Raw genomic sequence first — 23,991 nt, forward strand, 5'->3', positions numbered from 1 at the left:
ATTATTTCAGTCTAGTCTACGCTTTGGCAAACGAACTCATTTGCTCACTTTCGACTTTTGCTTGTCTTTCTTTGGTTAACTAAATAACTTGGGGTTATATAGTCAAGCCTCTCGGGCAATTAGTATTGGTTAGCTCAACGTATCACTACGCTTACACACCCAACCTATCAACGTTGTAGTCTTCAACGGCCCTTTAGGGGGATTAAATCCCCAGTGAGATCTCATCTTGAGGCAAGTTTCCCGCTTAGATGCTTTCAGCGGTTATCTCTTCCGAACATAGCTACCCGGCAATGCCACTGGCGTGACAACCGGAACACCAGAGGTTCGTCCACTCCGGTCCTCTCGTACTAGGAGCAGCCCCTCTCAAATCTCAAACGTCCACGGCAGATAGGGACCGAACTGTCTCACGACGTTCTAAACCCAGCTCGCGTACCACTTTAAATGGCGAACAGCCATACCCTTGGGACCGGCTTCAGCCCCAGGATGTGATGAGCCGACATCGAGGTGCCAAACACCGCCGTCGATATGAACTCTTGGGCGGTATCAGCCTGTTATCCCCGGAGTACCTTTTATCCGTTGAGCGATGGCCCTTCCATACAGAACCACCGGATCACTAAGACCTACTTTCGTACCTGCTCGACTTGTCTGTCTCGCAGTCAAGCGCGCTTTTGCCTTTATACTCTTAGCGTGATTTCCGACCACGCCGAGCGCACCTTCGTACTCCTCCGTTACTCTTTAGGAGGAGACCGCCCCAGTCAAACTGCCCACCATACACTGTCCTCAACCCGGATAACGGGTCAGAGTTAGAACCTCAAACATGTCAGGGTGGTATTTCAAGGTTGGCTCCATTAGAACTAGCGTCCTAACTTCAAAGCCTCCCACCTATCCTACACAAACAGGTTCAAAGTCCAGTGCAAAGCTACAGTAAAGGTTCACGGGGTCTTTCCGTCTAGCCGCGGATACACTGCATCTTCACAGCGATTTCAATTTCACTGAGTCTCGGGTGGAGACAGCGCCGCCATCATTACGCCATTCGTGCAGGTCGGAACTTACCCGACAAGGAATTTCGCTACCTTAGGACCGTTATAGTTACGGCCGCCGTTTACCGGGGCTTCGATCAAGAGCTTCGCCTAAGCTAACCCCATCAATTAACCTTCCGGCACCGGGCAGGCGTCACACCCTATACGTCCACTTTCGTGTTTGCAGAGTGCTGTGTTTTTAATAAACAGTTGCAGCGGCCTGGTATCTTCGACTGGCTTCAGCTCCATTCGCGAGGAACTTCACTTACCACCAGCGCACCTTCTCCCGAAGTTACGGTGCCATTTTGCCTAGTTCCTTCACCCGAGTTCTCTCAAGCGCCTTGGTATTCTCTACCTGACCACCTGTGTCGGTTTGGGGTACGGTTCCTAATAACATAAGTTTAGAAGCTTTTCTTGGAAGCATGGCATCAATCACTTTCCATTTAAGATAAATGAATCGTCATCAGTTCTCAGTAATAATCTCCCGGATTTGCCTAAGAGATCTACCTACAGCCTTTCAAGTGGACAACCAACGCCACTCTGATTTAGCCTACTCCGTCCCTCCATCACTGTTATTAGAAGTATAGGAATATTAACCTATTTCCCATCGACTACGCTTTTCAGCCTCGCCTTAGGGGCCGACTAACCCTGCTTCGATTAACGTATCGCAGGAAACCTTGGTCTTTCGGCGTGGATGTTTTTCACACCCATTGTCGTTACTCATGTCAGCATTCGCACTTGTGATACCTCCAGCCAACTTCTCAATTGACCTTCACAGGCGTACACAACGCTCCTCTACCGCTCACGTAAAACGTGAACCCGTAGCTTCGGTATTTGGTTTGAGCCCCGTTACATCTTCCGCGCAGGCCGACTCGACTAGTGAGCTATTACGCTTTCTTTAAAGGATGGCTGCTTCTAAGCCAACCTCCTAGCTGTCTATGCCTTCCCACATCGTTTCCCACTTAACCAAAATTTTGGGACCTTAGCTGACGGTCTGGGTTGTTTCCCTTTTCACGACGGACGTTAGCACCCGCCGTGTGTCTCCCATGCTAGAACTTTCTGGTATTCGGAGTTTGCATCGGGTTGGTAAGTCGGGATGACCCCCTAGCCGAAACAGTGCTCTACCCCCAGAAGTTATACATGAGGCGCTACCTAAATAGCTTTCGAGGAGAACCAGCTATCTCCAAGCTTGATTAGCCTTTCACTCCGATCCACAGGTCATCCGCTAACTTTTCAACGGTAGTCGGTTCGGTCCTCCAGTCAGTGTTACCTAACCTTCAACCTGCCCATGGATAGATCGCTTGGTTTCGGGTCTATACACAGCAACTAGGCGCCCTATTAAGACTCGCTTTCGCTACGCCTCCCCTATTCGGTTAAGCTTGCTACTGTATATAAGTCGCTGACCCATTATACAAAAGGTACGCAGTCACGGAACAAGTCCGCTCCCACTGCTTGTACGCATACGGTTTCAGGTTCTATTTCACTCCCCTACTCGGGGTTCTTTTCGCCTTTCCCTCACGGTACTGGTTCACTATCGGTCAGTCAGTAGTATTTAGCCTTGGAGGATGGTCCCCCCGTCTTCAGTCAAGGTTTCTCGTGCCCCGACCTACTTTTTGTGTACTTAGATCCACATGCGTATTTTCGTGTACGGGATTATCACCCTCTATGATTGGCTTTCCCATGACCATTCCACTAATACATATGCTTCTGAACACTGGCTGCACCCCGTTCGCTCGCCACTACTTGGGGTATCTCGGTTGATTTCTTTTCCTCAGGGTACTTAGATGTTTCAGTTCCCCTGGTTCGCTTCTCAGTACCTATGTATTCAGTACTGGATAACTGAGGTTCTCTCAGTTGGGTTTCCCCATTCAGACATTTACGGATCAATGCTTTGTACCCAGCTCCCCGTAACTTTTCGCAGGTATCACGTCTTTCATCGCCTCTGACTGCCAAGGCATCCACCGTATGCGCTTATTCACTTGACTATATAACCCTAAATTATCTAGTAATCTAAAGCTACACAACCAAAGAATCGACATTTGTTTCGCCGAAAATTTGCGCTTGAGTTCGCAATATTTTCACCTCAGCATTAGTAATTAGACCAGTAATTACTAATTAATCTTTACTTCTTTGCATATCTAATTTGTTAAAGAACAGTCTAACTTTAAAAGTTAGAAGGTAATTCTCTTTGCTTAAAAGAATTAGCTTCTAGCTTCTTTTGATTATTATCTGGTGGAGCCAAGGAGGATCGAACTCCTGACCTCCTGCGTGCAAGGCAGGCGCTCTCCCAGCTGAGCTATGGCCCCATTTAATTGGTGGGTCTGGTAGGACTTGAACCTACGACCCCACGCTTATCAAGCGTGTGCTCTAACCAGCTGAGCTACAGACCCTAATCTGTTAACTTTTTAGGCATCCGCCCAATTCGTTCTTTGCAATTATAAATCAAGTAATTCGTGTGGGTACTTGTAGTACCAGCTTTCGTTTAAGGAGGTGATCCAGCCGCAGGTTCCCCTACGGCTACCTTGTTACGACTTCACCCCAGTCATGAATCACTCCGTGGTAACCGGCCTCACGAGGTTAGCCTAGCTACTTCTGGAGCAACCCACTCCCATGGTGTGACGGGCGGTGTGTACAAGGCCCGGGAACGTATTCACCGCGACATTCTGATTCGCGATTACTAGCGATTCCGACTTCATGAAGTCGAGTTGCAGACTTCAATCCGGACTACGATTGGTTTTCTGAGATTAGCTCCGCTTCACAGCTTGGCAACCCTCTGTACCAACCATTGTAGCACGTGTGTAGCCCTGGCCGTAAGGGCCATGATGACTTGACGTCATCCCCACCTTCCTCCGGTTTGTCACCGGCAGTCTCCTTAAAGTGCCCACCTTTACGTGCTGGTAACTAAGGATAAGGGTTGCGCTCGTTACGGGACTTAACCCAACATCTCACGACACGAGCTGACGACAGCCATGCAGCACCTGTGTTCCGATTCCCGAAGGCACTCCCACATCTCTGTAGGATTCCGGACATGTCAAGGCCAGGTAAGGTTCTTCGCGTTGCGTCGAATTAAACCACATGCTCCACCGCTTGTGCGGGCCCCCGTCAATTCATTTGAGTTTTAATCTTGCGACCGTACTCCCCAGGCGGTCAACTTATTGCGTTAGCTGCGCCACTAAAACCTCAAGGGTCCCAACGGCTAGTTGACATCGTTTACAGCGTGGACTACCAGGGTATCTAATCCTGTTTGCTCCCCACGCTTTCGCACCTCAGTGTCAGTATCAGTCCAGTTAGTCGCCTTCGCCACTGGTGTTCCTTCCTATATCTACGCATTTCACCGCTACACAGGAAATTCCACTAACCTCTACTGTACTCTAGTCAGTCAGTTTTGGATGCAGTTCCCAGGTTGAGCCCGGGGATTTCACATCCAACTTGACAAACCACCTACGCGCGCTTTACGCCCAGTTATTCCGATTAACGCTTGCACCCTTCGTATTACCGCGGCTGCTGGCACGAAGTTAGCCGGTGCTTATTCTGTTGGTAACGTCAAAGGTGAGTCGTTACTTCACCCCTTCCTCCCAACTTAAAGTGCTTTACAATCCGAAGACCTTCTTCACACACGCGGCATGGCTGGATCAGGGTTTCCCCCATTGTCCAATATTCCCCACTGCTGCCTCCCGTAGGAGTCTGGGCCGTGTCTCAGTCCCAGTGTGGCTGATCATCCTCTCAGACCAGCTACAGATCGTCGCCTTGGTGGGCCTTTACCCCACCAACTAGCTAATCTGATCTAGGCTCATCCAATAGCGGTACAATAAAGCACCTTTCCCCCGTAGGGCGTATGCGGTATTAGCGCGAGTTTCCCCGCGTTGTCCCCCACTACTGGGCAGATTCCTAGACTTTACTCACCCGTCCGCCGCTCGTCAGCATCCCGAAAGACCTGTTACCGCCCGACTTGCATGTGTTAGGCCTGCCGCCAGCGTTCAATCTGAGCCATGATCAAACTCTTCAGTTTAAAATCTTTTGAACCATAAGGTTCTAAAACGGCTCAGTAATCTAAAAACTCAATCTATGACGAGTTGTTTATATTACTGATATTTCTTACCAGTACTACAAACACCCACACGATTTACTTGATTTATATTGTTAAAGAACTTGTATCTTTAGAGCTTTACTCTGCAGATGAGGCGCGCATTCTACGCCTTTTCCTAACTTTGTCAACGCCTTTTTTAATCTTTTTTTGATTTATTTTTATCTACAAAATTAATCAGAAAATATTAAACAACCTTAACTAGTAGGGACGAAAAATTATACGCTTTTATACATTATTGTCAAGTTCGTTTTTATGTTTGTTTCGTTTTTTTAAGTGTAACAGGAACTGTATAGGCCCTGATACAGTGTAACTAAAGAAAATAAATAATAGCGCATAAGCAGGAGCAGTACCTATTATTGCAAACAGTAATACAATCACTAATATTGCAATAAAAGGAACTCTACTTTTGATATCTAATGTTTTAAAACTGTAATACTTGATGTTACTCACCATCAAGACACCTGCTGCAGCTACTAATAGCATCATGAGATATACAACACTTTCACCACTAACCTCCAGCTTATTGAAAGCCCAGACACTACTTGCAACTACTGCCGCGGCTGAGGGGCTGGCCAATCCTATAAAATATTTTTTATCAACAGAACCGATTTGCACATTAAAACGTGCTAATCTTAATGCTGCACAGGCCACATAGATAAAAGCAACCATCCACCCAAGTTTACCGGCCTCAGCCAATGACCATTGAAATGCTAATAGTGCAGGGGCTAATCCAAAGGCGACCATATCTGATAGTGAATCATACTCAGCGCCAAATGCACTTTGTGTATTAGTTAATCGAGCCACTCGTCCATCAAGACCATCTAATATCATGGCAATAAAAATAGCTATAGCTGAATAAATAAAGTAATCTCTTGCTACTTCAATGCCTTCATGAGCGACTACTACAGGAGCATACATAGCACTAACTATCGAATAAAAACCTGCAAACAAAGCAGCTGTTGTGAATAGGTTAGGTAATAGATAAACTCCTTTATGACGAACTTTTTGCCCTTTTTCATCAGGTACTTCTTCAATATATTCATCCACAGGTAAAGGAATTTTGTTTTCTATTGAAGTATCTTCAGGTTGTTCGTTGAACTGCTCTTTCATAATTGTTCCTTAGTTAAATCTCTTATTATTATATAGGTTATAGTGAACTGATTTTCAAGAAATGACTTTTTTTATTACTTTAAAATGTAACAATGCTTATTTATTTTATTAGAAATTCTGCTCTTATTCACATTAAAGTATTCCCTAACATATTTTTCCTTTGCCATCACCACAATGTCCCTAATAGTTATCATTTACACTATAAAATTTAATAACTTTCATTGTCACTTTCTGATAAATATAAAAAACGCGACATATGTCGCGTTTTTAATCTGAATAAATATAATTAGTTTTTAGATTTATCAACGATTTTATTTGCCGCAATCCAAGGCATCATAGCACGTAAACGTTCACCTACCTGCTCAATTTGATGTTCTGCAGTTAAACGGCGATTTGCAGTTAATGTTGGGTAGTTAGTAGCACCTTCACTAATAAATGCTTTAGCATACTCGCCATTTTGAATACGTTTTAATGTTTCACGCATTGCCCAACGAGACTCTTCATTAATAACTTGTGGGCCAGTAACATACTCACCAAACTCTGCATTATTAGAGATTGAGTAATTCATGTTGGCAATACCACCTTCATACATTAAGTCAACGATTAATTTTAACTCATGTAAACACTCAAAATAAGCCATTTCAGGAGCATAACCAGCTTCAACTAGTGTATCAAAACCTGCTTTAACTAATTCTACACAACCACCACAAAGTACAGCTTGCTCACCAAATAAGTCTGTTTCTGTTTCATCTTTGAAAGTAGTTTCAATAATGCCAGAACGACCGCCACCAATACCACTTGCATAAGATAATGCTACATTTTTTGCATTGCCAGAAGCATCTTGATAAACAGCAACAAGATCAGGAATACCACCACCTTTTACGAATTCAGAACGCACAGTATGACCTGGTGCTTTAGGCGCAATCATGACGATATCTAAATCAGCACGAGGTACGATTTGGTTATAGTGAATAGCAAAGCCATGAGCAAATGCTAAAGTTGCACCTTTCTTTAAATTAGGTTCTAGCTCTTCTCTGTATAATTGACCTTGGAACTCATCTGGCGTTAAGATCATAATTACATCTGCAGAAGCTACTGCTGTTGGTACATCAGCTACTTTTAAACCATGTGCTTCCGCTTTCTTTACTGTTGCTGAACCTTTACGTAAACCAACGACAACGTCCACACCTGAATCTTTTAGGTTACAAGCATGGGCATGACCTTGTGAACCATAACCAATAATAGCTACTTTTTTACCTTGGATGATTGAAAGGTCACAGTCTTTATCATAGTAAACGCGCATTGGAATTTTCCTTTAAATATTAAAATAAATTTTACTTAAAAATAAATATTAGTACTGGGAAATATAATTAACTTTTCCCTAATAACTACCCTAAATACTTAAGACCTTATCAGCCCTAGAAATACCTGTTACCCCTGTACGAACCACTTCAACAATAGTCGACATGGAGCCTATAGTAGCAATAAAGTTGTCTACCTTACTGGTACTACCTGACAATTGGACAATATAGAGGTTTGGTGTTACATCAACTATTTGACCTCTAAAAATATCAACTGTTCGTTTAACCTCTGAGCGTTGAGCTCCCGTAGCTTTTACTTTAATAAGCAATAACTCGCGCTCAATATGTTCACTTTCAGATAAGTTAACTAATTTAACAACTTCAATTAACTTATTGAGGTTTTTAGTAATTTGTTCAATCACTTCTGGCTTACCTTGAGTCGTCAAAGTAAGTCGAGAAACTGTTGGGTCTTCTGTTGCCGCTACAGTTAAACTTTCGATGTTGTAATTACGTTGAGAGAATAAACCAACAACACGCGATAACGCACCAGGCTCATTCTCCATTAATAAAGAGATTATATGACGCATATTAGGTACGCTCCGTTTTACTTAACCACATATCACGCATGGAACCATCACGAATTTGCATAGGGTATACATGTTCACTCGCATCCGTTTTGATATCCATAAACACTAACCGATCTTTCATTGCAAAAGCTTCTTGCATAGCACCTTTTAAATCAGTTGCTTTTTCAACACTAATCCCCACATGTCCATAAGACTCTACCAGTTTCTTAAAATCTGGTAATGAAGTCATATATGAATGAGAATAACGACTATTGTATTGCATGTCTTGCCATTGCCTTACCATGCCCAATACACCATTATTTAAGCAAATAATTTTAACAGGTAAATCATATTGTAAGCAGGTAGAAAGTTCTTGAATATTCATTTGAATACTGCCTTCACCTGTTACACAAGCAACATCTGCATCAGGGAAATTCAATTTAATCCCCATTGCGGCTGGAAAACCAAATCCCATGGTTCCTAAACCACCAGAGTTAATCCAACGATTAGGTTTATCAAAAAGATAATGTTGTGCTGCAAACATTTGATGCTGACCTACATCAGAAGTTACATAGGTATCTCTATCTTTAGTTACTTCATACAATGTATCAATAACAAACTCTGGCTTAATAATGGTTTCATTATCCTTATCATAAGGAAATAAACCTTTACTACGCCATTCATCAATTTGCTTCCACCAATCAGCCAACGCTTTATCAATGATTTCGCTGGAAAGTTCATTAACCACAGCAATCATTTCTGTTAACACATTATCAACAGGTCCTACAATTGGAATATCAGCTCTAATAGTTTTAGAAATTGATGCAGGGTCAATATCTATATGGATAATTTTGGCATTGGGGCAGAATTTTTTAATATCATTAGTTACACGATCATCAAAACGCATACCTACTGCTAAAATAACATCACTATGATGCATTACCATATTAGCCGTATAACTACCGTGCATCCCTGGCATACCAATAAATTGCTTGTCCGAACCAGGAAAACCACCTAACCCCATTAAGGTATTAGCAACAGGTAGTTTTAACTTACGCGCCAACTCTGTTAATTGTGCAGCAGCATGACCTAAAATAACACCGCCACCAGAACAAATTACAGGGCGTTTAGCCGATAATAATAATTCAGTTGCTTTACGAATTTGTCCAGAATGTCCTCGTTGCACAGGGTTATAAGAACGTAATTTCACTTTTTCAGGGAAAGTATATTCAAACTTCTCAGCAGGATTACAGGTATCTTTAGGAATATCAACCACTACAGGACCAGGACGACCCGACTCTGCGATATAAAAGGCTTTACGCATAATTTCTGGAATTTCAGAAGCATGACGCACCATAAAACTGTGCTTAACAATAGGCCTTGATATACCAACCATATCCACTTCTTGGAAAGCATCAGAACCAATTAAGGAAGAAGCTACTTGACCAGAAATAACCACCATTGGAATAGAGTCCATAAAAGCAGTAGCTATACCAGTAATAGCATTAGTAGCACCTGGACCAGATGTTACAAAAACAACCCCTGCTTTGCCTGTTGCACGAGCATAGCCATCAGCCATATGAGTAGCTGCCTGCTCATGACGTACTAAAATATGGGTTAATTCTTTTTCTTTAAATAAAGCATCGTAAAGATGTAATAGTGCGCCACCTGGATATCCATAAACATATTTTACGCCTTCATCGCGTAAAAAACGAACAACCATCTCCGCGCCAGATAATAATTCCACGCTTGTTCACCTCTAAAAGCAATCACTCACTAAAAAATTAGGTATTAAGTTCACCGCTAGCAGAACATGCACGATGATAATCGCCGACTACATCAGCTGCTAGCTAATAAACTTTAGAAAACTCATTGTGGCGAGTTTTCTAACCCGAAGCGAGGTAACGCATATTGGGTAAACGTAAGTCGACACTGGTAAGCGTCATGTCTACTGAAAGAATATTTCCATTAAGGTTATATATCAGTGGTGGACATAATTGTTGTAGTTAATGGCTCATAAGTCAAGTGCTATTGACTGATTAACTTAAAATTTGCCATAAACATTAAACCCTGATGAAAAAAAGCAACTGTAAAAGCAGAATATTTCAATAAATTACTCTTTATTGGTTAAATAATTCTTTTATAATTTTTAACCCGAATTAATAATCTAAATTCTTATAAAAATAAGCTATTTAATCTAACAAAATAAAAACGGTCTTTATAAAGACCGTTTATTAATAAAATTAATATCCCTGACAATTATCATTAATATTTTTTTGTAAATCCGCAATTCTTGTGTTCAACTCCTCAGATGTTAAACGACGAGTCGTGCCCTCTACATCAACACGCGCACGAGGATAATTTTGATAAAGTGCTAAATCCTTACGCATACCATCACATGCTAATCTTGTTTGAGCTTCATCTTTTTGTGCTTGTTGTTGTGCTGCCCTATTGAAAGACTCTTGCTTCTCCGCTTCAGTTGGCTTTTTTTCGCCATCAGCATATTTTTCTACTACATCTTTATTATTAACTCTCGGTGATGTTGGTTTTTTAATCTGCTCAGCTTTCTGTCCTTGTGGTGGTTCAGAACTATAATGCACTTGCCCTTTCCCATCAACCCAACGATACATTTGGGCAGCAACAGGTAACACAGTAAAAAGTGAAACTGCTATTGTTAATATAATATGCTTCATAAACACATTCCTTTACTTTATAGACACTAATTGTTCTACTACTATTTTACAAAAAACAATCCAGATATGAGTCTAAAATCATTACTGCTTTTATCATTGTAACCAGATAGTTTTAACATATACTGATATAATACAGAAATTTAATCATTTACTGTATTTATAATTTAATATTACTTTACTAGATATAGAACTAGGTTACTATAAGAAGGTTATAAATAATTTGTATACTGAGGTTGTTAATAAATGAGAGCTGCTTTAACAAAGCAGAAATGTGCTGTATTCAGCATTTTATTACTTTGTAATTATTGTACTTATGCCCTTAGCGCTTCTATTTACCAATATGTAGATAGTAATGGTGTTATTACTTACACAGATAAACAGCTACCAGGCTCTAAACCTTTTGAATTGAATGATGAAATTATTGAGCATATTGAAAATCAAGTTAAATTAAATACAGTAAAACATGCTGGTGGTGAAACACTTAAGATAAAAAATGAGCTTTATGCCCCAGTAGAAATTCAACTTACTTTAGAAAATGTTGACAATGTAGTGGGCGCAGCCAATAAAAAGTTGCATTGGATTCTTCCTCCAAGAAAAGAAATCCGTTTAGTAACATTAACACCTTTTGATCGTACTAAACCTATGCGCTATACACCAAAACTAGCGTATGCATTAGGTGACCCAAGAACTAAACCCCAACCTTATCGTTATCCATTACCTTGGCGTGGTGGTCCATTTCAACAAACACAGGGACCTGGCGGAAAATTTAGTCACTCAGGACCGAAAGGTCGTTATGCTAGGGATATTGGCATGCCAGAAGGAACACCTATTATTGCCGCTCGCTCTGGCACGGTGATAAAAGTAGAAAATAACCAAACAGGTCAAGGGACAAATCCGGCAGGAAACTTCATTCGTATTTTACATGATGATGGCACAATGAGTGTTTATTTGCATCTTAAGAAAGGATCTATTCGCCACAAAGAAGGCCAACATGTCAAAGTTGGAGATCAAATAGCATTCTCAGGTAATACTGGACGTAGTACAGGGCCACATTTACATTTTGTTGTACAACGTAATGTAGGGATGGCTTTAGAGTCCATCCCTTATGATTTTGCACAACCTGTAAATAGTAAAACTATTTACCGTGGTAGAGTTACAAATAATTAATCTGTATTTTCTTTATAAGGTTTACTATCATCTAGCTTTGTTACTTTAGCTAATAAGATTTTTGGACCTTTCATTTTTTTTACAGTGATACTTAAACCATCTGTCTCCAAAACTTCCTCTTCTTCAGGAACACGGCTAAGGGTTTCATAAATTAATCCACCCATTGTTTCAGCTGCAATATGGTCAAGGTCTACATTTAATAAACGTTCTATTTTAAATAAAGGCGTATCACCTCTTACCAATAATTTACCAGGTTGATAAGCCAATACCCCACGCTCTGTTTTACGGTGTTCATCTTGAATATCACCCACTAGAACTTCTAACACATCTTCCATAGTTAAGAAACCTACAACTTTACCATCCGCTTCCTCAACTAAGGCAAAGTGCACTCCCCCTTGTTTAAAACGTTCTAGTAACTCTCCTAAAGGTGTATTTTTAGAAACTCTATCTAGAGGCCGAGATAATTCATCAAGATCAAGCACAAACTTAGCTTTTTCGCCTCTATTGTCAGCTAACTCTAACAATAAGTCTTTAATATGGAGAATACCTGTAAACTCTGTTGTCTCTGTATTATAAATAGGATAACGACTATATTTGTGGCGTTTAATAATATCTAAAACATCATCTAATGAAGCATCTTGCTCAATATAAATTAAATCTTCGCGTGAATTCGCCCAGTCTACAGCCTCTAATTCAGCCATTTCAACTGCTGAAGCCATCACTTGCATACCACCATCAGTGGGATTATGGGCGCGGCTTGAATGAAGAATAATTTTTAGCTCATCACGACTATAGTAATGTTCATGCCCTTGTGTTTCATGTTGGCCAGCCATCCGCAAAATGGCATTAGCACTATGATTAAGTAGCCAAATAGCAGGATACATAAACCAATAGAATAAATAGAGTGGTACCGCTGTCCACAAGGATAATTTTTCAGGTTGACGTATCGCCCACGACTTAGGCGCTAACTCACCGACGACAATATGTAAATAAGAAATAATAAAGAAGGCGGTAAAGAATGAAACACCTCTAATAAGTTCTGGCGACTCTATACCTACTTTAGCCAACAGTGGTGTAATTAATTCAGCAAAGGCTGGTTCACCAACCCACCCCAATCCTAAAGAAGCAAGTGTAATACCCAACTGACAAGCAGAAAGATAAGCATCTAATTGATGGTGAACTTTTCTTAGAATTTTCCCTCGCCACCCATTAACCTCTGCAAGTGCTTCCACACGGGTAGCCCGTAGTTTAACCATGGCAAATTCAGCACCGACGAAGAAGCCATTAAGTAAAACTAAAAATAATGCGAATAAAACAAGTAAAATATCGGCGGAATAAATAAGTAAACTATTCGAGTCAGGGTCCATATTTTTTATAAAAGTTGTTGATAAGGTTTTATATCATGCAACCTATTGTTGATATCTGCAAGTATTCTTAACAAAAACTTATTACTTTTTTTAAAAACTGACTATTTAAGCAAATAATCTAGCACTATCCCTATAAAAATAGCTAAACCAGCCCAGTGATTATGTAAAAAAGCTTTAAAACAAATAAGCGGCTCTAAACTACGAGTATTAAGATACTCCCAAATAAAACAAGCTAAGGCAATAAGCAAACCCAGATAGAAATAGATACCAAAGCTTAAATAAAGACCAACCACTATAAAACCAACTAAATTAACCCCCTGTAAAATGGCGATAATTAAGCGGTCATACTGTCCAAAAGCAATAGCAGTTGATTTAACGCCAATTTTTAAATCATCCTCTTTATCAGACATTGCATAATAAGTATCAAATGCTACCGTCCATGCCACATTAGCAAAAAACAACACCCACGCAAACCAAGGTAGTTGCCCTGTTTCTGCAGTAAAGGTCATTAAAATCCCCCATGAATAAGCAGCACCTAATACCACTTGGGGATAATTGGTAAAACGTTTCATAAATGGGTAGCAAGCAGCCACAGCAACTGCGCCAAAGGATAAATAAAAGGTAGTAAGATTAGTACAAAGCACCAATAATAGACAGATAAACAATAAGATAAAAAACAATACAAAAGCTTCTTTAACACTAATTCGTTTACCTGCTAAAGGCCGCTCTTTAGTACGAGCTACATGTCCATCAAAATTACGATCAGCAAAATCATTAATAATGCATCCAGCGGAGCGCATTAATGCTACACCAAGTAAAAAAATAATAAAATTTTTAGCAGATGGACTGCCATTACCAGCTACCCATAATGCTGATAACGTAGGCCACAATAATAAGTAGATACCAATAGGTTTTTCGAGACGGATTAATTGTATAAAATCCCAAGCACGATTGTGTAACTTATCAGCTAGACTCTTTAACCACGTAACGTACATTTTTTATCTCAATCTATTATTTTATTCATATAATTAATTTACTTAATCTAATAATTAATAGTAAATTAACTTTAGCTCAATATAATAACATCTACCTCTTATTTAGTCATAATCAACAATAGATAATTTATGGAGCTTACAAAATACTAAAAGGACTATTAGATGCAACAAATTTGGATAATACGGATACTAAAAACTAACAATACCAGTGATTTTTTTGTTTTAAATGACAAAGGTCAGTTTTTCAATCGCCCACTAAGAAATATTGGCACTGCAATTAATACACCTAATGGCCTATTAATTAATGCCGCCAATCAAGATAATCAGTGGGGATATTTAAACCATAATGCAGAATGGGTTATTAAACCTCAGTTTGAGCAGGCCAAAGCATTTAACTCAACAGGCTATGCACGTGTTCAATTAGATAGACAATGGGGCGTTATTGACTGTACAGGTAAATTTATTATTCCCTGTCAATATCCCTACTCCACACCTATAGATAGTTACTTTTGGTTTGCTACTAATAAAAATAGAAAAACTTTTCTATTTTCTTTAACTGATTTACAACAATATCAGCTTAATTTACCATCATTATCCGAATCAGCTATATTTTCACCAAGACCTACACTTCATACTATTAAAACATTCGACTCTCTGGGTTTAGTTCCAATAATTACAACCACAAGAGAGAACTACTATACAGCTTATTTCAATCATCATGCTGAAATGGTAATACACTACAAAGAAGGTGTTGGTAGCCCATTTTCCTATAAAGGGGCTGCGCCTTTCAAAGATACAAAATCCAATAAATATGGACTAATCAATACTAACGGTGAATGGATATTAAAACCTACTTACCAAAAGATCTCGAACTTTAATCAAGAAAATCTTGCCTACTTTAACAAAGATAACTTCACAGGCGGCTGCCTAGACGCTAAAGGAGATATTATTTTTGAATTTCCTTTAGATGAATGTTTCGATGATAGCTATCTAAATTGTGGGTTAATAAAAACTAAAAAATCTTTTATAACACAAGAATCTGGTGAGGTTGTTATTAATTTTGCAGAAAATAATATTGAATATGCCCACTCTTTTTTTGAAATTTCCAATATAAGTATTATTCGTAGCAAAGAAAGTAATGAAACAATGGAACCTAAATGGGGGATTGCTAATAATAAAGGTGACATTTTTTATAAAGAGCAATGGATTGAACCTCTCTCAAAGTACAAAGAGAATGGTTATTACTATAATACGCCCATAGGCCAGAAACATATTCTTCCTGCCTTTATTACTAGCCAAAACAGTATCGAATATGTTCTTTCTAATGGAGAAATTATAGCCACACTACAATTTGATGCAAATAATGTCCTATTCAAAGACAACCAACATAATACCGTAGTTAGTTATCCTAAAAATCAGATCGAACAACCTGAATTATTATTTAATAGAGACTTCCATAATTTTCCTAAATACTCTGATGAAGAGCTTAAACTATTAATTGAAGAACTACTAACTAACCCTACTCAACCTTTTAAATTTGTTGATTTTATCTACGATGACCATAGAGGTGAGTCAAGAAAAATCCACCAATATAACGAATATGAAATAAATTACGCAAAGTATGATGAAGATGAGCTAGCCTTACTACCTTGTGGAGCTATTAAAACAATTGCTGTCAGTTATTACAGCGAATATGACTGGGGTAATTATTTATTTTTAAGCGATCAAAGTTTCTCCCTCTTTCAAAAAAATTACCAAATACTGAGAACACAACTAATAAACTTATTAGGAGAACCCCACACGACTCATAGTGATGCGGAAGAAGACTATACAGAATGGAAAACTTTTGATAATCGTTATATCACCCTATTATCCATAGCATATACAGGAGATGGTGATTTTCAAACGATGCTATGTCTATATGTCAGTGATAAATATTATAATTATAGTTTGAATTATTCTGAGGAATAAGTTTTTAATTTATTCTTAACCAATGCAAATTATTCATTTAGCTTATCAAGTTGTAAACCACCACTGGCTGTATGCAAAGTTCTTAACTGTTCACTTAATATTTTAATATTTGCCTCTGTACCGTCCAATTCTTTTACTAAATCTACAGGCAATAACATTTTCAATTGATCTTTTAAAGACAGCATAACTTTATCAAGCTGTTGTTGTTTAGCCAAACTTGCCTCAGATAACTTAGCAATTTCGTCTGGCAAAGGTAATCCATAACCATCTTTTAACAGACTGGCAGGCCTAGAAAGAAAGCCACTATGTTGTACCAACTGTTGAATATTATCTTGCGTATCCGTCAGTTGTTGCTGATTATCCAACTGATTCGTAGGTTTCAAATAACGATCTTTTAATACCTGATAGGCTAATAACGTTTGTCTGCGTACAGAAGCTTGCTCTAAAAGTACTAATGCTGCTGTAGTACGCAAATCTGCTTTTTTAAAGAACTGCTGACGAGATAATGCTGGGCGCATTAACCACTCATCCACAGAATGCTCTGGCACAGCCAACTGTTCTTTTATTACCTGAAACATCATTTCGTAGCGATCACGATAAGAGTCAAAGAAATAACCTAATCGCATGGCTTCTTTTCGATCTTTTAATACCGATGTATCTGCTAAACCTCTAACTTCTAATAGCTTTAACAGACCACTGGGAGTAATCGTATCTAATGTTTGTAAATCTATTCTATTGGTACCACTACGCAATAACTTTAATGTTTCAACAGCACAATTATTGGTAATAAAGTAATAATTACCATCATAACTCCAATGTAACTCTACTGCTTGATCGACCAAAGATAAAAGCTCTGATCGAGATAATTTAAGAGGAACTGACTCTAATGGTCGCCACTCAAGCTTGGTATACTCATCAACAACCTGATTTAAAGGTAAAATAAACAGCCTTGATGGATAACTTCCTGTTAATCCTTTAATACTAGAAATTTGTAAATCATTAATAAAGGCGCGATAGGATAATACGCGATGATACTCTAAATCTAATCGACAGTCAGGGCCACGGGGTCTATCTGGGGCACAAACAACCAGCCGTAACATACTATGTCCCCAACGACTCATCCAGTTTTTGTTAGCAGCCGCAAATAAATAATCAACTTCATAAATACGTTCTGGATCAAGATGTTCTAAAGGCGAACTTCCTGGAGCATCATTTGCATAAAGATAAACATAATCTCTACTACATTGCGCTTGATCAGCAGGTTGCCAGTTAAAATGTTGCACTAACCAATTATTTAGTCGTGGACGGCGACAGGCGTAATTTTTATCAAATAAAAAATACTCCATATTCACAGCCATAAACTCTTTAGGATTGGTCAGCTCATAATGATCTGGTGAACGATCAATACGTGTATTCTGATCATCTCTAAGATCGGATTCCCCTATCAATAATGGCCAGCCGGCTAAATCTAAAAACTCAGCATCATCACTCAACGTAAAATGCCGATTTAAAAAACCCATGCAATAAGAAGGTATAGATTTAACACCTTGTGATTTAGCTAATCGCTGACAATAACGAATCTGTGGTAGTTGGTCATTAGAAAATAATCCTGCATCATCATACAAATGAGCTAATTCATGAATAACTGTAGCTAATAATTCTTTACGTACAGTACCATGAGGCCGATCATTTTTTTCTGCTGCAGCACTTCCATCAACTAGTGAAGGTAATAATCTTTTATTTAAATAAAGAGCAAAACGTCCATTAGTTCGGCCATAAGCTTCATTAGGTAAGAGGTCTGACCAACTGATAGTTATTCTATGATCAAGTTTTGCCGCAAAAGTAGGCGGCAATAGTGATTTAGCTTCCAGCAGTAATTGTTGCGAAGCAGTTATTTCTTGTTCTGTTAAACCCTTGCTATCAAGTTTTAAATCAAGCTCAGCCAAACAATAACTGCTATAAACAACAAAGCCTATAGCAGTTAAAAAATATTTGACTAATTTAATCACTTAATAGCAAGCACAGCTTTAGCTAACTCTAAGTCTGGCATATTTGCTGCTTCAGGATATTCATCACGTATTATTTCAAAGGCTTTTGTTAAATAAGGTCCCTGTATTTTTCCTTCTGATGCGACAAAGGCTGCAGCATCACTTTTAGCGGCCTGAACTAATTTAAACTTGTCACGCGTTGAAGTAGTAGTATCCGAGGTAAAATCCAAACTACGCCCAAATGCACGGGTTGTAATATTAAAAATATCCTTCGTCTGATCAATGGCATAAGAATTTGGAATATATAAAATTCCCATCACTACAGCTACCGTACACAATAGTTTTTTCATATCAAATAATTCCTCACTGAGCAAGAATTGCTTCAGCTAACTCTAAATCTGTTACTGTTAAATCTGGATATTGAGCACGTATTTTTTGAAATGCCACCTCAATACGAGCCCCACGAATTTCTCCATTAGAAGCCACAAAACTAGCTGCATCATCATGTGCTGCCCGAACAACTTTATCATTCGCAAAACTAGAAGTGACTTGTTGAGAAGCATACAAAGAACGTACAACAACATCTGTTGTTGATTCAAATGCCATTACAGGCATAGCTAATACACAACCTAACAATACTGTAGCCATTGTTGAACATTTCATTGTTACTTTTCCTTCCAAATAATCAAGCAGTTATAGTTTAAGCTATAAATAATCTATGTGATAACTAATAAATGGTATAAATTATAAACAATATATTAGCGAGGATCAGCATGTATTATTACATCAGCCGCTGGCCATCGTTCTTGCAATACTTTTCTTACGATTAAACACTGTTGATGCGCTTCATCTAAACTCATCATAGCGGGTAATTCTACATGAAGCTGTATAAACCACTGTGTTCCTGATTTACGTGTTTTTAAATCATGCACATTAATTACTTCTGGCACTGATCTTGCTACTGTAAGCATCTGCTCTGTAACGTCTTCAGGTAACTCTTTGTCCATTAAAATTTCAATCGCTTCTTTACCAACAGTAATTGCACTCCACAAGATATAAAGGCCAATCAAAGCACCAAACAAACCATCACTACGTTGCCAACCATATAAACTTAGTCCTAACGCGCATAATATACTGATATTTAATAGGATATCCGACTTATAATGTAAAGAGTCTGCCGTAATCGCTGTTGATCCCGTTTTTTTAATAACATAACGCTGGAAGCTAACTAAACCAATAGTAACAACCAGCGAAAATAGCATTACAACTATACCCCAGTGGGTATTTTCTAAAGGAACAGGATCAATAAGCCGTTTAATCCCTTCCCAACTCACAAAAACTGCACTTATAGTAATAAATAGTGCTTGCGCTAGGCCTGCTAATGCTTCTGCTTTACCATGTCCAAAACGATGATCATGATCTGCAGGTCTTAAGGCAATAGTAATTGCAATTAAATTTATTAAAGAGGCCAAGCTATCCAATAATGAGTCAGTTAAACCTGCCAATAGACTTACAGAGCCACTAAACCACCAAGCTATGGCTTTGACCACTACTAAAACTATAGCAACAGCTACAGAAGACATAGCTGCTATACGCATTAATCTAGCTTGTTGCACAGTTGTAACCATATTAAATCTCTAACTAAAAGTCACATTCTATTATTTTTTATAAGGGTTAGGTTGGATACTTCTCAATTCTCTATGATTTGTTCAGCTTTTTATAAGGACAAGTGTCGGCTTTGCCTAATGGTCGCTGCATTATTACTGTGTCTAACCAACGTCCATGCTTCCATCCAACTGAATGGAGGGTACCAATTAATTCAAAACCTTGTCTTTTATGCAAGGCTATTGAGCCATGATTAGCAGAGTCACCCACAACTGCAATCATCTGCCTAAAATCAAGCTGAGTAGCCTCTATTATTAATTGTTTTAATAACGCTTTTCCCACACCTTTGCCCTGAAAATCCTGATGGATATAAATAGAATCTTCCACGGTACCATTAAAGGCTAGACGCTCATGATATTCACCTGCATAAGCATAGCCAACTACAAATCCATCCTCATCAGCCACTAAATAAGGATAATTTTTAGCTAATAATGCTTCCCTTCTTTCTGTCATTTCTAACTCAGAAGGTGGCTCCAACTCAAAAGTAGCCGAACCATTTATAACAGCTTCCGCATAAATAGCTGTAATCATTGGAATATCAGTTAACTTGCAAGGACGGATAATCATATTATTCTCGCATTACAAATTTATAAAATAAGGTGCTAACCATTGAATATCTTCGGGATGAGTAACTTTTAAATTATCACTCCGTCCCTCTACTAATAAAGGAGAATAGCCTGCTAGTTCTAAGGCAGAAGCTTCATCTGTTATAGATTGACCTGCTTTTAATCCCAGCTGTAATGCTGATTGCAATTGATCTAAATGAAACATTTGTGGTGTTAATGCTTGCCAAATAACACGTCTATCTAAAGTCGCTTTTACTCGTCCAGCATGATCAATTTGTTTTAATGTATCTTTTGCAGGAACAGCCAATAACCCACCTACAGAATCTTTACCTGCTACTAATAGCAATTTATCTAAATCTTCTCGTTGTAAATTAGGCCTAGCAGCATCATGCACTAATACCCAATCATCTGCCTGAGCCTGTTTTGCTAATAGTGATAAACCTGCTAATACCGAATCAGCTCGCTCTTTACCACCTATAGTCGTTTGAATAGAATGATGTTTACTCACAGCTAAATTATTCCAATAATTATCTTCAACAGCTATACACACAACTATTCCTAACAATTTAGGGTGCTCTAAAAAGCAATTAATGGTATGTTCTAAAACAGTTAATCTACCTAATGGCAGGTATTGCTTAGGAACTGCCGCTTGCATACGACTACCAATACCAGCGGCTGGAATAACTACCCAAAATGGGGGGATTTGGTCATTATTTTTCATTGGGGACTATATAGAGAGTTTCTCCATCCTTTACCATACCAAGATCATGTCTTGCTTTTTCCTCAATAGTTTCGGTACCTTTTTTAAGCTCAATAACTTCGGCCTCTAAACGTCGATTTTTTTCTAATAACTTCTTATTCTCTTCTTGCTGAGCAGCTATTTGATCTTTTAACTCATCAGTTTGACGCATTCCATCGTCACCCAACCATAGCCGATATTGTAAACCAGCTAATAGGACTAACAATAGTACAAATAACCAATAGGGACTACGCAATAAACGTGACATCATTATTTAATCTGCAACCTGAATTAATGTTAGCATATCTTTTTGCTGAAAAAATTCATATTCATTGTTACTCATATAATTGTAACAAGTTTCTAAAACACTATTACCCATTTGGCAAATTAAGTAACCGTATAAGTGCATTATAAAGACTATCAGCACTTTGTTGGTAGCCCGTCGCAGTTAAGTGAACATAATCTTTATTGGCTAAACCTCTTTCCACCCAACGTTGCATTGCACAGTTTCCACCCATTGCGGCAGACCAATCCCAATAAAGCGTTCGCTGTTGTTTTGCTACCTCTTTTTGTACAGTTCGAATACTAGTTAAATGTGGTGTTTGCATAGCCTGACAGCTAGCCCCCTTCCTTATTTTATTACGTTGTAAAGTGTCTGGAGGAGAAATAATAAGAATGGCACTATTAGGTAGTTTCTTACGAATTTGTTTTACACTTGTGGTTAAAAACTGCTTATATTTTGCTACATTAAAAGGGGTTTCAAATGATTCATTGGTGCCATATGCAATAATAACAAGATCACTTTTTGTTCTTGCTAAATCATTTAACCATTTTGCTCGCCACTTTTGCCAAATACTTTGCTTAGCACCATTTAAAGCGATAGGTGATACAACAACACCAGGTTGACCATTTTTCTCTAGCCAAATACCACCTAATTTGGCTGAATCAGCAGATTCAGCAATAATAGTAAAAGGAAGCATGACAAACACACTGATATATTGCCAATCCTTATTATTTCTCATATCTAATGTGGTTTCATAATTCATACCATCTATTAATTTTAATGATTGCCCTGGCTTCAATTGCTTTACTAACAAAGTAGCATTCCATAAACTAGGCTTTTCATCCACATTATAATTAACGGTTAATTGTGCATTAGACACTGTTGGAGTTGCCACAAAACCGCCCATTGGGTAATCATCAGATGCTGTACTACGGCTAGAGGTTAACAACCAATCTGAAGCTGTATAATAAACTTGTGTATTACGTTGCCCATAAACATTGATGGGGCTAATCCAACCAATTCCTGCACCGCCAAAACGTTGTTGTAACTTCTGTCTTAACTGCCCTGTAAAAATATCAGCTGCCGTGTGTGAGTCTCCTAGTTGGCTAATTCTCAATACTGAATCTGGAGGCGCCACACGCTTTTCAACATTCACTATTTTTTTCTTAAGTTTTGTTAAATTGGCTTCACCAAAATTTTCAATATTAACTTGCTTAACCAAACCAGAAGAAGTTTGAGCGATTGCTGGTAGATTACATACCAAACACATAATGGCTATTAATTGAATAACAGTTTTCATTTATTTGTTTACTTCCATAACGTCGTTAAAGCGTAATAAAGAAATAATTTTGTCAGCTATACGCTTCTGTCCAATAATGGTGAAATGAACACCATCATCTGTACGTAAAGTAACATTTCCACGGTTAGGTATTCGCAAAAATTTTACAAAATGATCATCTTGCATGCCTAGTAAGTCATTAGAAGGAATATAGCGTTGCCCAGCTATATTGACTTGTGACTGATAAATCTTATTCAATTTAATTACACCTACATTTAGCTTAGTATCCTTCATATTAGGTACACCTATCCATAGTACTTGAGCACCATGATCAGTGGCCGCATTAATCAACTGTTGGATACGAGCACGATATACTCCTTCCCACTCCGGTGTACTAAACTTTAAGAACCTTTTACCTCGGACAACAGGGAAATCCCAAGGATCATTAGGCCCCATAAAAACAACCATTAGTTTAATTTCAGGATTTTTAGTAAACGTCTCACGTGCTACTTGTGGCCAATTATAAAATCTAGGATAAGAAAGCCCTGTACTCTGTTTACTTAGGTTTATACTCTCAATACCATGCTCTTTTAGCAAAGTTCGCATTGCATGGGGTGCAACCCCCTGCATTAAAGAATCACCAACAAAAAATACTTTTTGTCCTTTTTCCAACAGAACACGGTTATCTTTTGCAACCAATGGCTCTGCCTCTGACTTATCCTTCAATGGTTGAGAAACAATTAATAATCCTCTATTGATAACCATTTGCTCTTTATCTATATCCTTTATTTTAACCACCTGAATAAATGGTTTTTGAGGAAATATAAAAAATTTAGAGTCTTTAAAAACTGCCTGAGAATCAATTAATAACGCCAACTCTTCAGAGACCTCATTAACTGTTATAGGTGTATCATCCCTCATTTTTATTAAATGATTATTAAATACTGCTATAGCTTCATCATTTAATGTTGTCACCTCTGTCTGCACTGTTTCAAGCTGCCCGCTCAGAAAGGCAGTTATATCACCACCTGCTTGCCAAGCAGAATAATTATCTAACACTGATAAAGGGCTAGTTTGATGGTAAGTTTGTATCCAATAGGCATTTATTGAGCGCTGCTCTAACCATAACAATGCCAGCATTGTTATAAATAACAAATAGAATACTTTTAAAAACTTCTTATTACCTGCCATCATA

General features: G+C 38.5%; 18 protein-coding genes, 2 tRNA genes and 2 rRNA genes. 2 read left to right on the top strand and 20 right to left on the bottom strand.

The genetic code is table 11. From position 1 onward, the window contains the following. Positions 1 to 98 precede the first annotated feature (98 nt). The 9 genes from MTZ49_RS02695 to MTZ49_RS02735 all read right to left on the bottom strand — a co-directional run bounded on the left by MTZ49_RS02695 (position 99) and on the right by MTZ49_RS02735 (position 10,776). Positions 99 to 3,004: ribosomal RNA gene (locus tag MTZ49_RS02695) — 23S ribosomal RNA — on the bottom strand. A gap of 245 nt (positions 3,005 to 3,249) precedes the next feature. Continuing rightward, a tRNA-Ala gene (locus tag MTZ49_RS02700) sits at positions 3,250 to 3,325 on the bottom strand. 7 nt (positions 3,326 to 3,332) lie between these two features. After that, positions 3,333 to 3,409 (bottom strand) — tRNA-Ile (locus MTZ49_RS02705). 93 nt (positions 3,410 to 3,502) lie between these two features. Further along, positions 3,503 to 5,028, bottom strand: a 16S ribosomal RNA gene (locus tag MTZ49_RS02710). Together the 16S and 23S rRNA genes with 2 tRNA genes alongside form the textbook arrangement of a ribosomal RNA operon. 303 nt (positions 5,029 to 5,331) lie before the next feature. After that, complete coding sequence (gene pssA / locus MTZ49_RS02715) at positions 5,332 to 6,216, bottom strand: CDP-diacylglycerol--serine O-phosphatidyltransferase (protein WP_264746867.1); 885 nt, start codon at positions 6,214 to 6,216, stop codon at positions 5,332 to 5,334. 286 nt (positions 6,217 to 6,502) lie between these two features. Beyond that, positions 6,503 to 7,519 carry a ketol-acid reductoisomerase gene (ilvC, locus tag MTZ49_RS02720; RefSeq protein WP_264746868.1) on the bottom strand — a complete coding sequence of 339 codons (1,017 nt, stop codon included), beginning with the start codon at positions 7,517 to 7,519 and terminating at the stop codon, positions 6,503 to 6,505. 90 nt (positions 7,520 to 7,609) lie between these two features. Further along, on the bottom strand, positions 7,610 to 8,104 hold the full coding sequence (gene ilvN / locus MTZ49_RS02725; RefSeq protein WP_201093099.1) for an acetolactate synthase small subunit: 495 nt from the start codon (positions 8,102 to 8,104) through the stop codon (positions 7,610 to 7,612). Between the two features lies 1 nt (position 8,105). After that, the gene (locus MTZ49_RS02730) at positions 8,106 to 9,830 is read right to left on the bottom strand and encodes an acetolactate synthase 3 large subunit (RefSeq protein WP_264746869.1); all 1,725 of its coding nucleotides are present in this window, start codon (positions 9,828 to 9,830) and stop codon (positions 8,106 to 8,108) included. 496 nt (positions 9,831 to 10,326) lie between these two features. Continuing rightward, the gene (locus tag MTZ49_RS02735; protein ID WP_264746870.1) at positions 10,327 to 10,776 is read right to left on the bottom strand and encodes a DUF4124 domain-containing protein; all 450 of its coding nucleotides are present in this window, start codon (positions 10,774 to 10,776) and stop codon (positions 10,327 to 10,329) included. Between the two features lie 243 nt (positions 10,777 to 11,019). Here MTZ49_RS02735 and MTZ49_RS02740 point away from each other — a divergent pair, with 243 nt between their 5' ends. Beyond that, a complete protein-coding gene (locus MTZ49_RS02740) occupies positions 11,020 to 11,943 on the top strand; it encodes a M23 family metallopeptidase (protein WP_264746871.1) in 924 nt (307 codons plus the stop codon). Here the strand turns inward: MTZ49_RS02740 and MTZ49_RS02745 are convergent. Next, positions 11,940 to 13,310 (bottom strand): hemolysin family protein, encoded by a 1,371-nt coding sequence (locus tag MTZ49_RS02745; RefSeq protein WP_264746872.1) that lies wholly within the window; start codon positions 13,308 to 13,310, stop codon positions 11,940 to 11,942. The genes MTZ49_RS02740 and MTZ49_RS02745 overlap by 4 nt on opposite strands. Before the next feature lie 101 nt (positions 13,311 to 13,411). Beyond that, positions 13,412 to 14,305 carry a 4-hydroxybenzoate octaprenyltransferase gene (gene ubiA / locus MTZ49_RS02750; RefSeq protein WP_264746873.1) on the bottom strand — a complete coding sequence of 298 codons (894 nt, stop codon included), beginning with the start codon at positions 14,303 to 14,305 and terminating at the stop codon, positions 13,412 to 13,414. Positions 14,306 to 14,467: 162 nt separating this feature from the next. On the opposite strand from ubiA, the gene MTZ49_RS02755 reads away from it, so the two are divergent. Beyond that, a complete protein-coding gene (locus MTZ49_RS02755) occupies positions 14,468 to 16,276 on the top strand; it encodes a WG repeat-containing protein (RefSeq protein WP_264746874.1) in 1,809 nt (602 codons plus the stop codon). Positions 16,277 to 16,305: 29 nt separating this feature from the next. Here the strand turns inward: MTZ49_RS02755 and MTZ49_RS02760 are convergent, their stop codons facing one another. The 9 genes from MTZ49_RS02760 to MTZ49_RS02800 all read right to left on the bottom strand — a co-directional run bounded on the left by MTZ49_RS02760 (position 16,306) and on the right by MTZ49_RS02800 (position 23,990). Beyond that, entirely contained in the window at positions 16,306 to 18,282 is a 1,977-nt protein-coding gene (locus MTZ49_RS02760; protein ID WP_413774184.1) for a DUF4105 domain-containing protein, read from the bottom strand. After that, positions 18,282 to 18,614, bottom strand: a complete 333-nt coding sequence (locus tag MTZ49_RS02765; protein ID WP_264746876.1) for a DUF2388 domain-containing protein — start codon at positions 18,612 to 18,614, stop codon at positions 18,282 to 18,284. The genes MTZ49_RS02760 and MTZ49_RS02765 overlap by 1 nt, the downstream gene beginning before the upstream one ends. A 13-nt stretch (positions 18,615 to 18,627) precedes the next feature. Further along, positions 18,628 to 18,927, bottom strand: a complete 300-nt coding sequence (locus MTZ49_RS02770) for a DUF2388 domain-containing protein (protein ID WP_264746877.1) — start codon at positions 18,925 to 18,927, stop codon at positions 18,628 to 18,630. 95 nt (positions 18,928 to 19,022) lie between these two features. Then, on the bottom strand, positions 19,023 to 19,892 hold the full coding sequence (locus MTZ49_RS02775) for a cation diffusion facilitator family transporter (RefSeq protein WP_264746878.1): 870 nt from the start codon (positions 19,890 to 19,892) through the stop codon (positions 19,023 to 19,025). Between the two features lie 70 nt (positions 19,893 to 19,962). Next, positions 19,963 to 20,496 (bottom strand): GNAT family N-acetyltransferase, encoded by a 534-nt coding sequence (locus MTZ49_RS02780; RefSeq protein WP_264746879.1) that lies wholly within the window; start codon positions 20,494 to 20,496, stop codon positions 19,963 to 19,965. 12 nt (positions 20,497 to 20,508) lie between these two features. Beyond that, positions 20,509 to 21,216 carry a 2-C-methyl-D-erythritol 4-phosphate cytidylyltransferase gene (gene ispD / locus MTZ49_RS02785; RefSeq protein ID WP_264746880.1) on the bottom strand — a complete coding sequence of 236 codons (708 nt, stop codon included), beginning with the start codon at positions 21,214 to 21,216 and terminating at the stop codon, positions 20,509 to 20,511. Next, positions 21,206 to 21,505 carry a cell division protein FtsB gene (ftsB, locus tag MTZ49_RS02790; RefSeq protein ID WP_413774169.1) on the bottom strand — a complete coding sequence of 100 codons (300 nt, stop codon included), beginning with the start codon at positions 21,503 to 21,505 and terminating at the stop codon, positions 21,206 to 21,208. The genes ispD and ftsB overlap by 11 nt, the downstream gene beginning before the upstream one ends. Before the next feature lie 100 nt (positions 21,506 to 21,605). Beyond that, the gene (locus MTZ49_RS02795) at positions 21,606 to 22,817 is read right to left on the bottom strand and encodes an SGNH/GDSL hydrolase family protein (RefSeq protein WP_264746881.1); all 1,212 of its coding nucleotides are present in this window, start codon (positions 22,815 to 22,817) and stop codon (positions 21,606 to 21,608) included. Further along, positions 22,818 to 23,990, bottom strand: a complete 1,173-nt coding sequence (locus MTZ49_RS02800; protein ID WP_264746882.1) for a DUF459 domain-containing protein — start codon at positions 23,988 to 23,990, stop codon at positions 22,818 to 22,820. Position 23,991 lies beyond the last annotated feature (1 nt).

Source organism: Entomomonas sp. E2T0 (assembly GCF_025985425.1).
GTDB lineage: Bacteria > Pseudomonadota > Gammaproteobacteria > Pseudomonadales > Pseudomonadaceae > Entomomonas.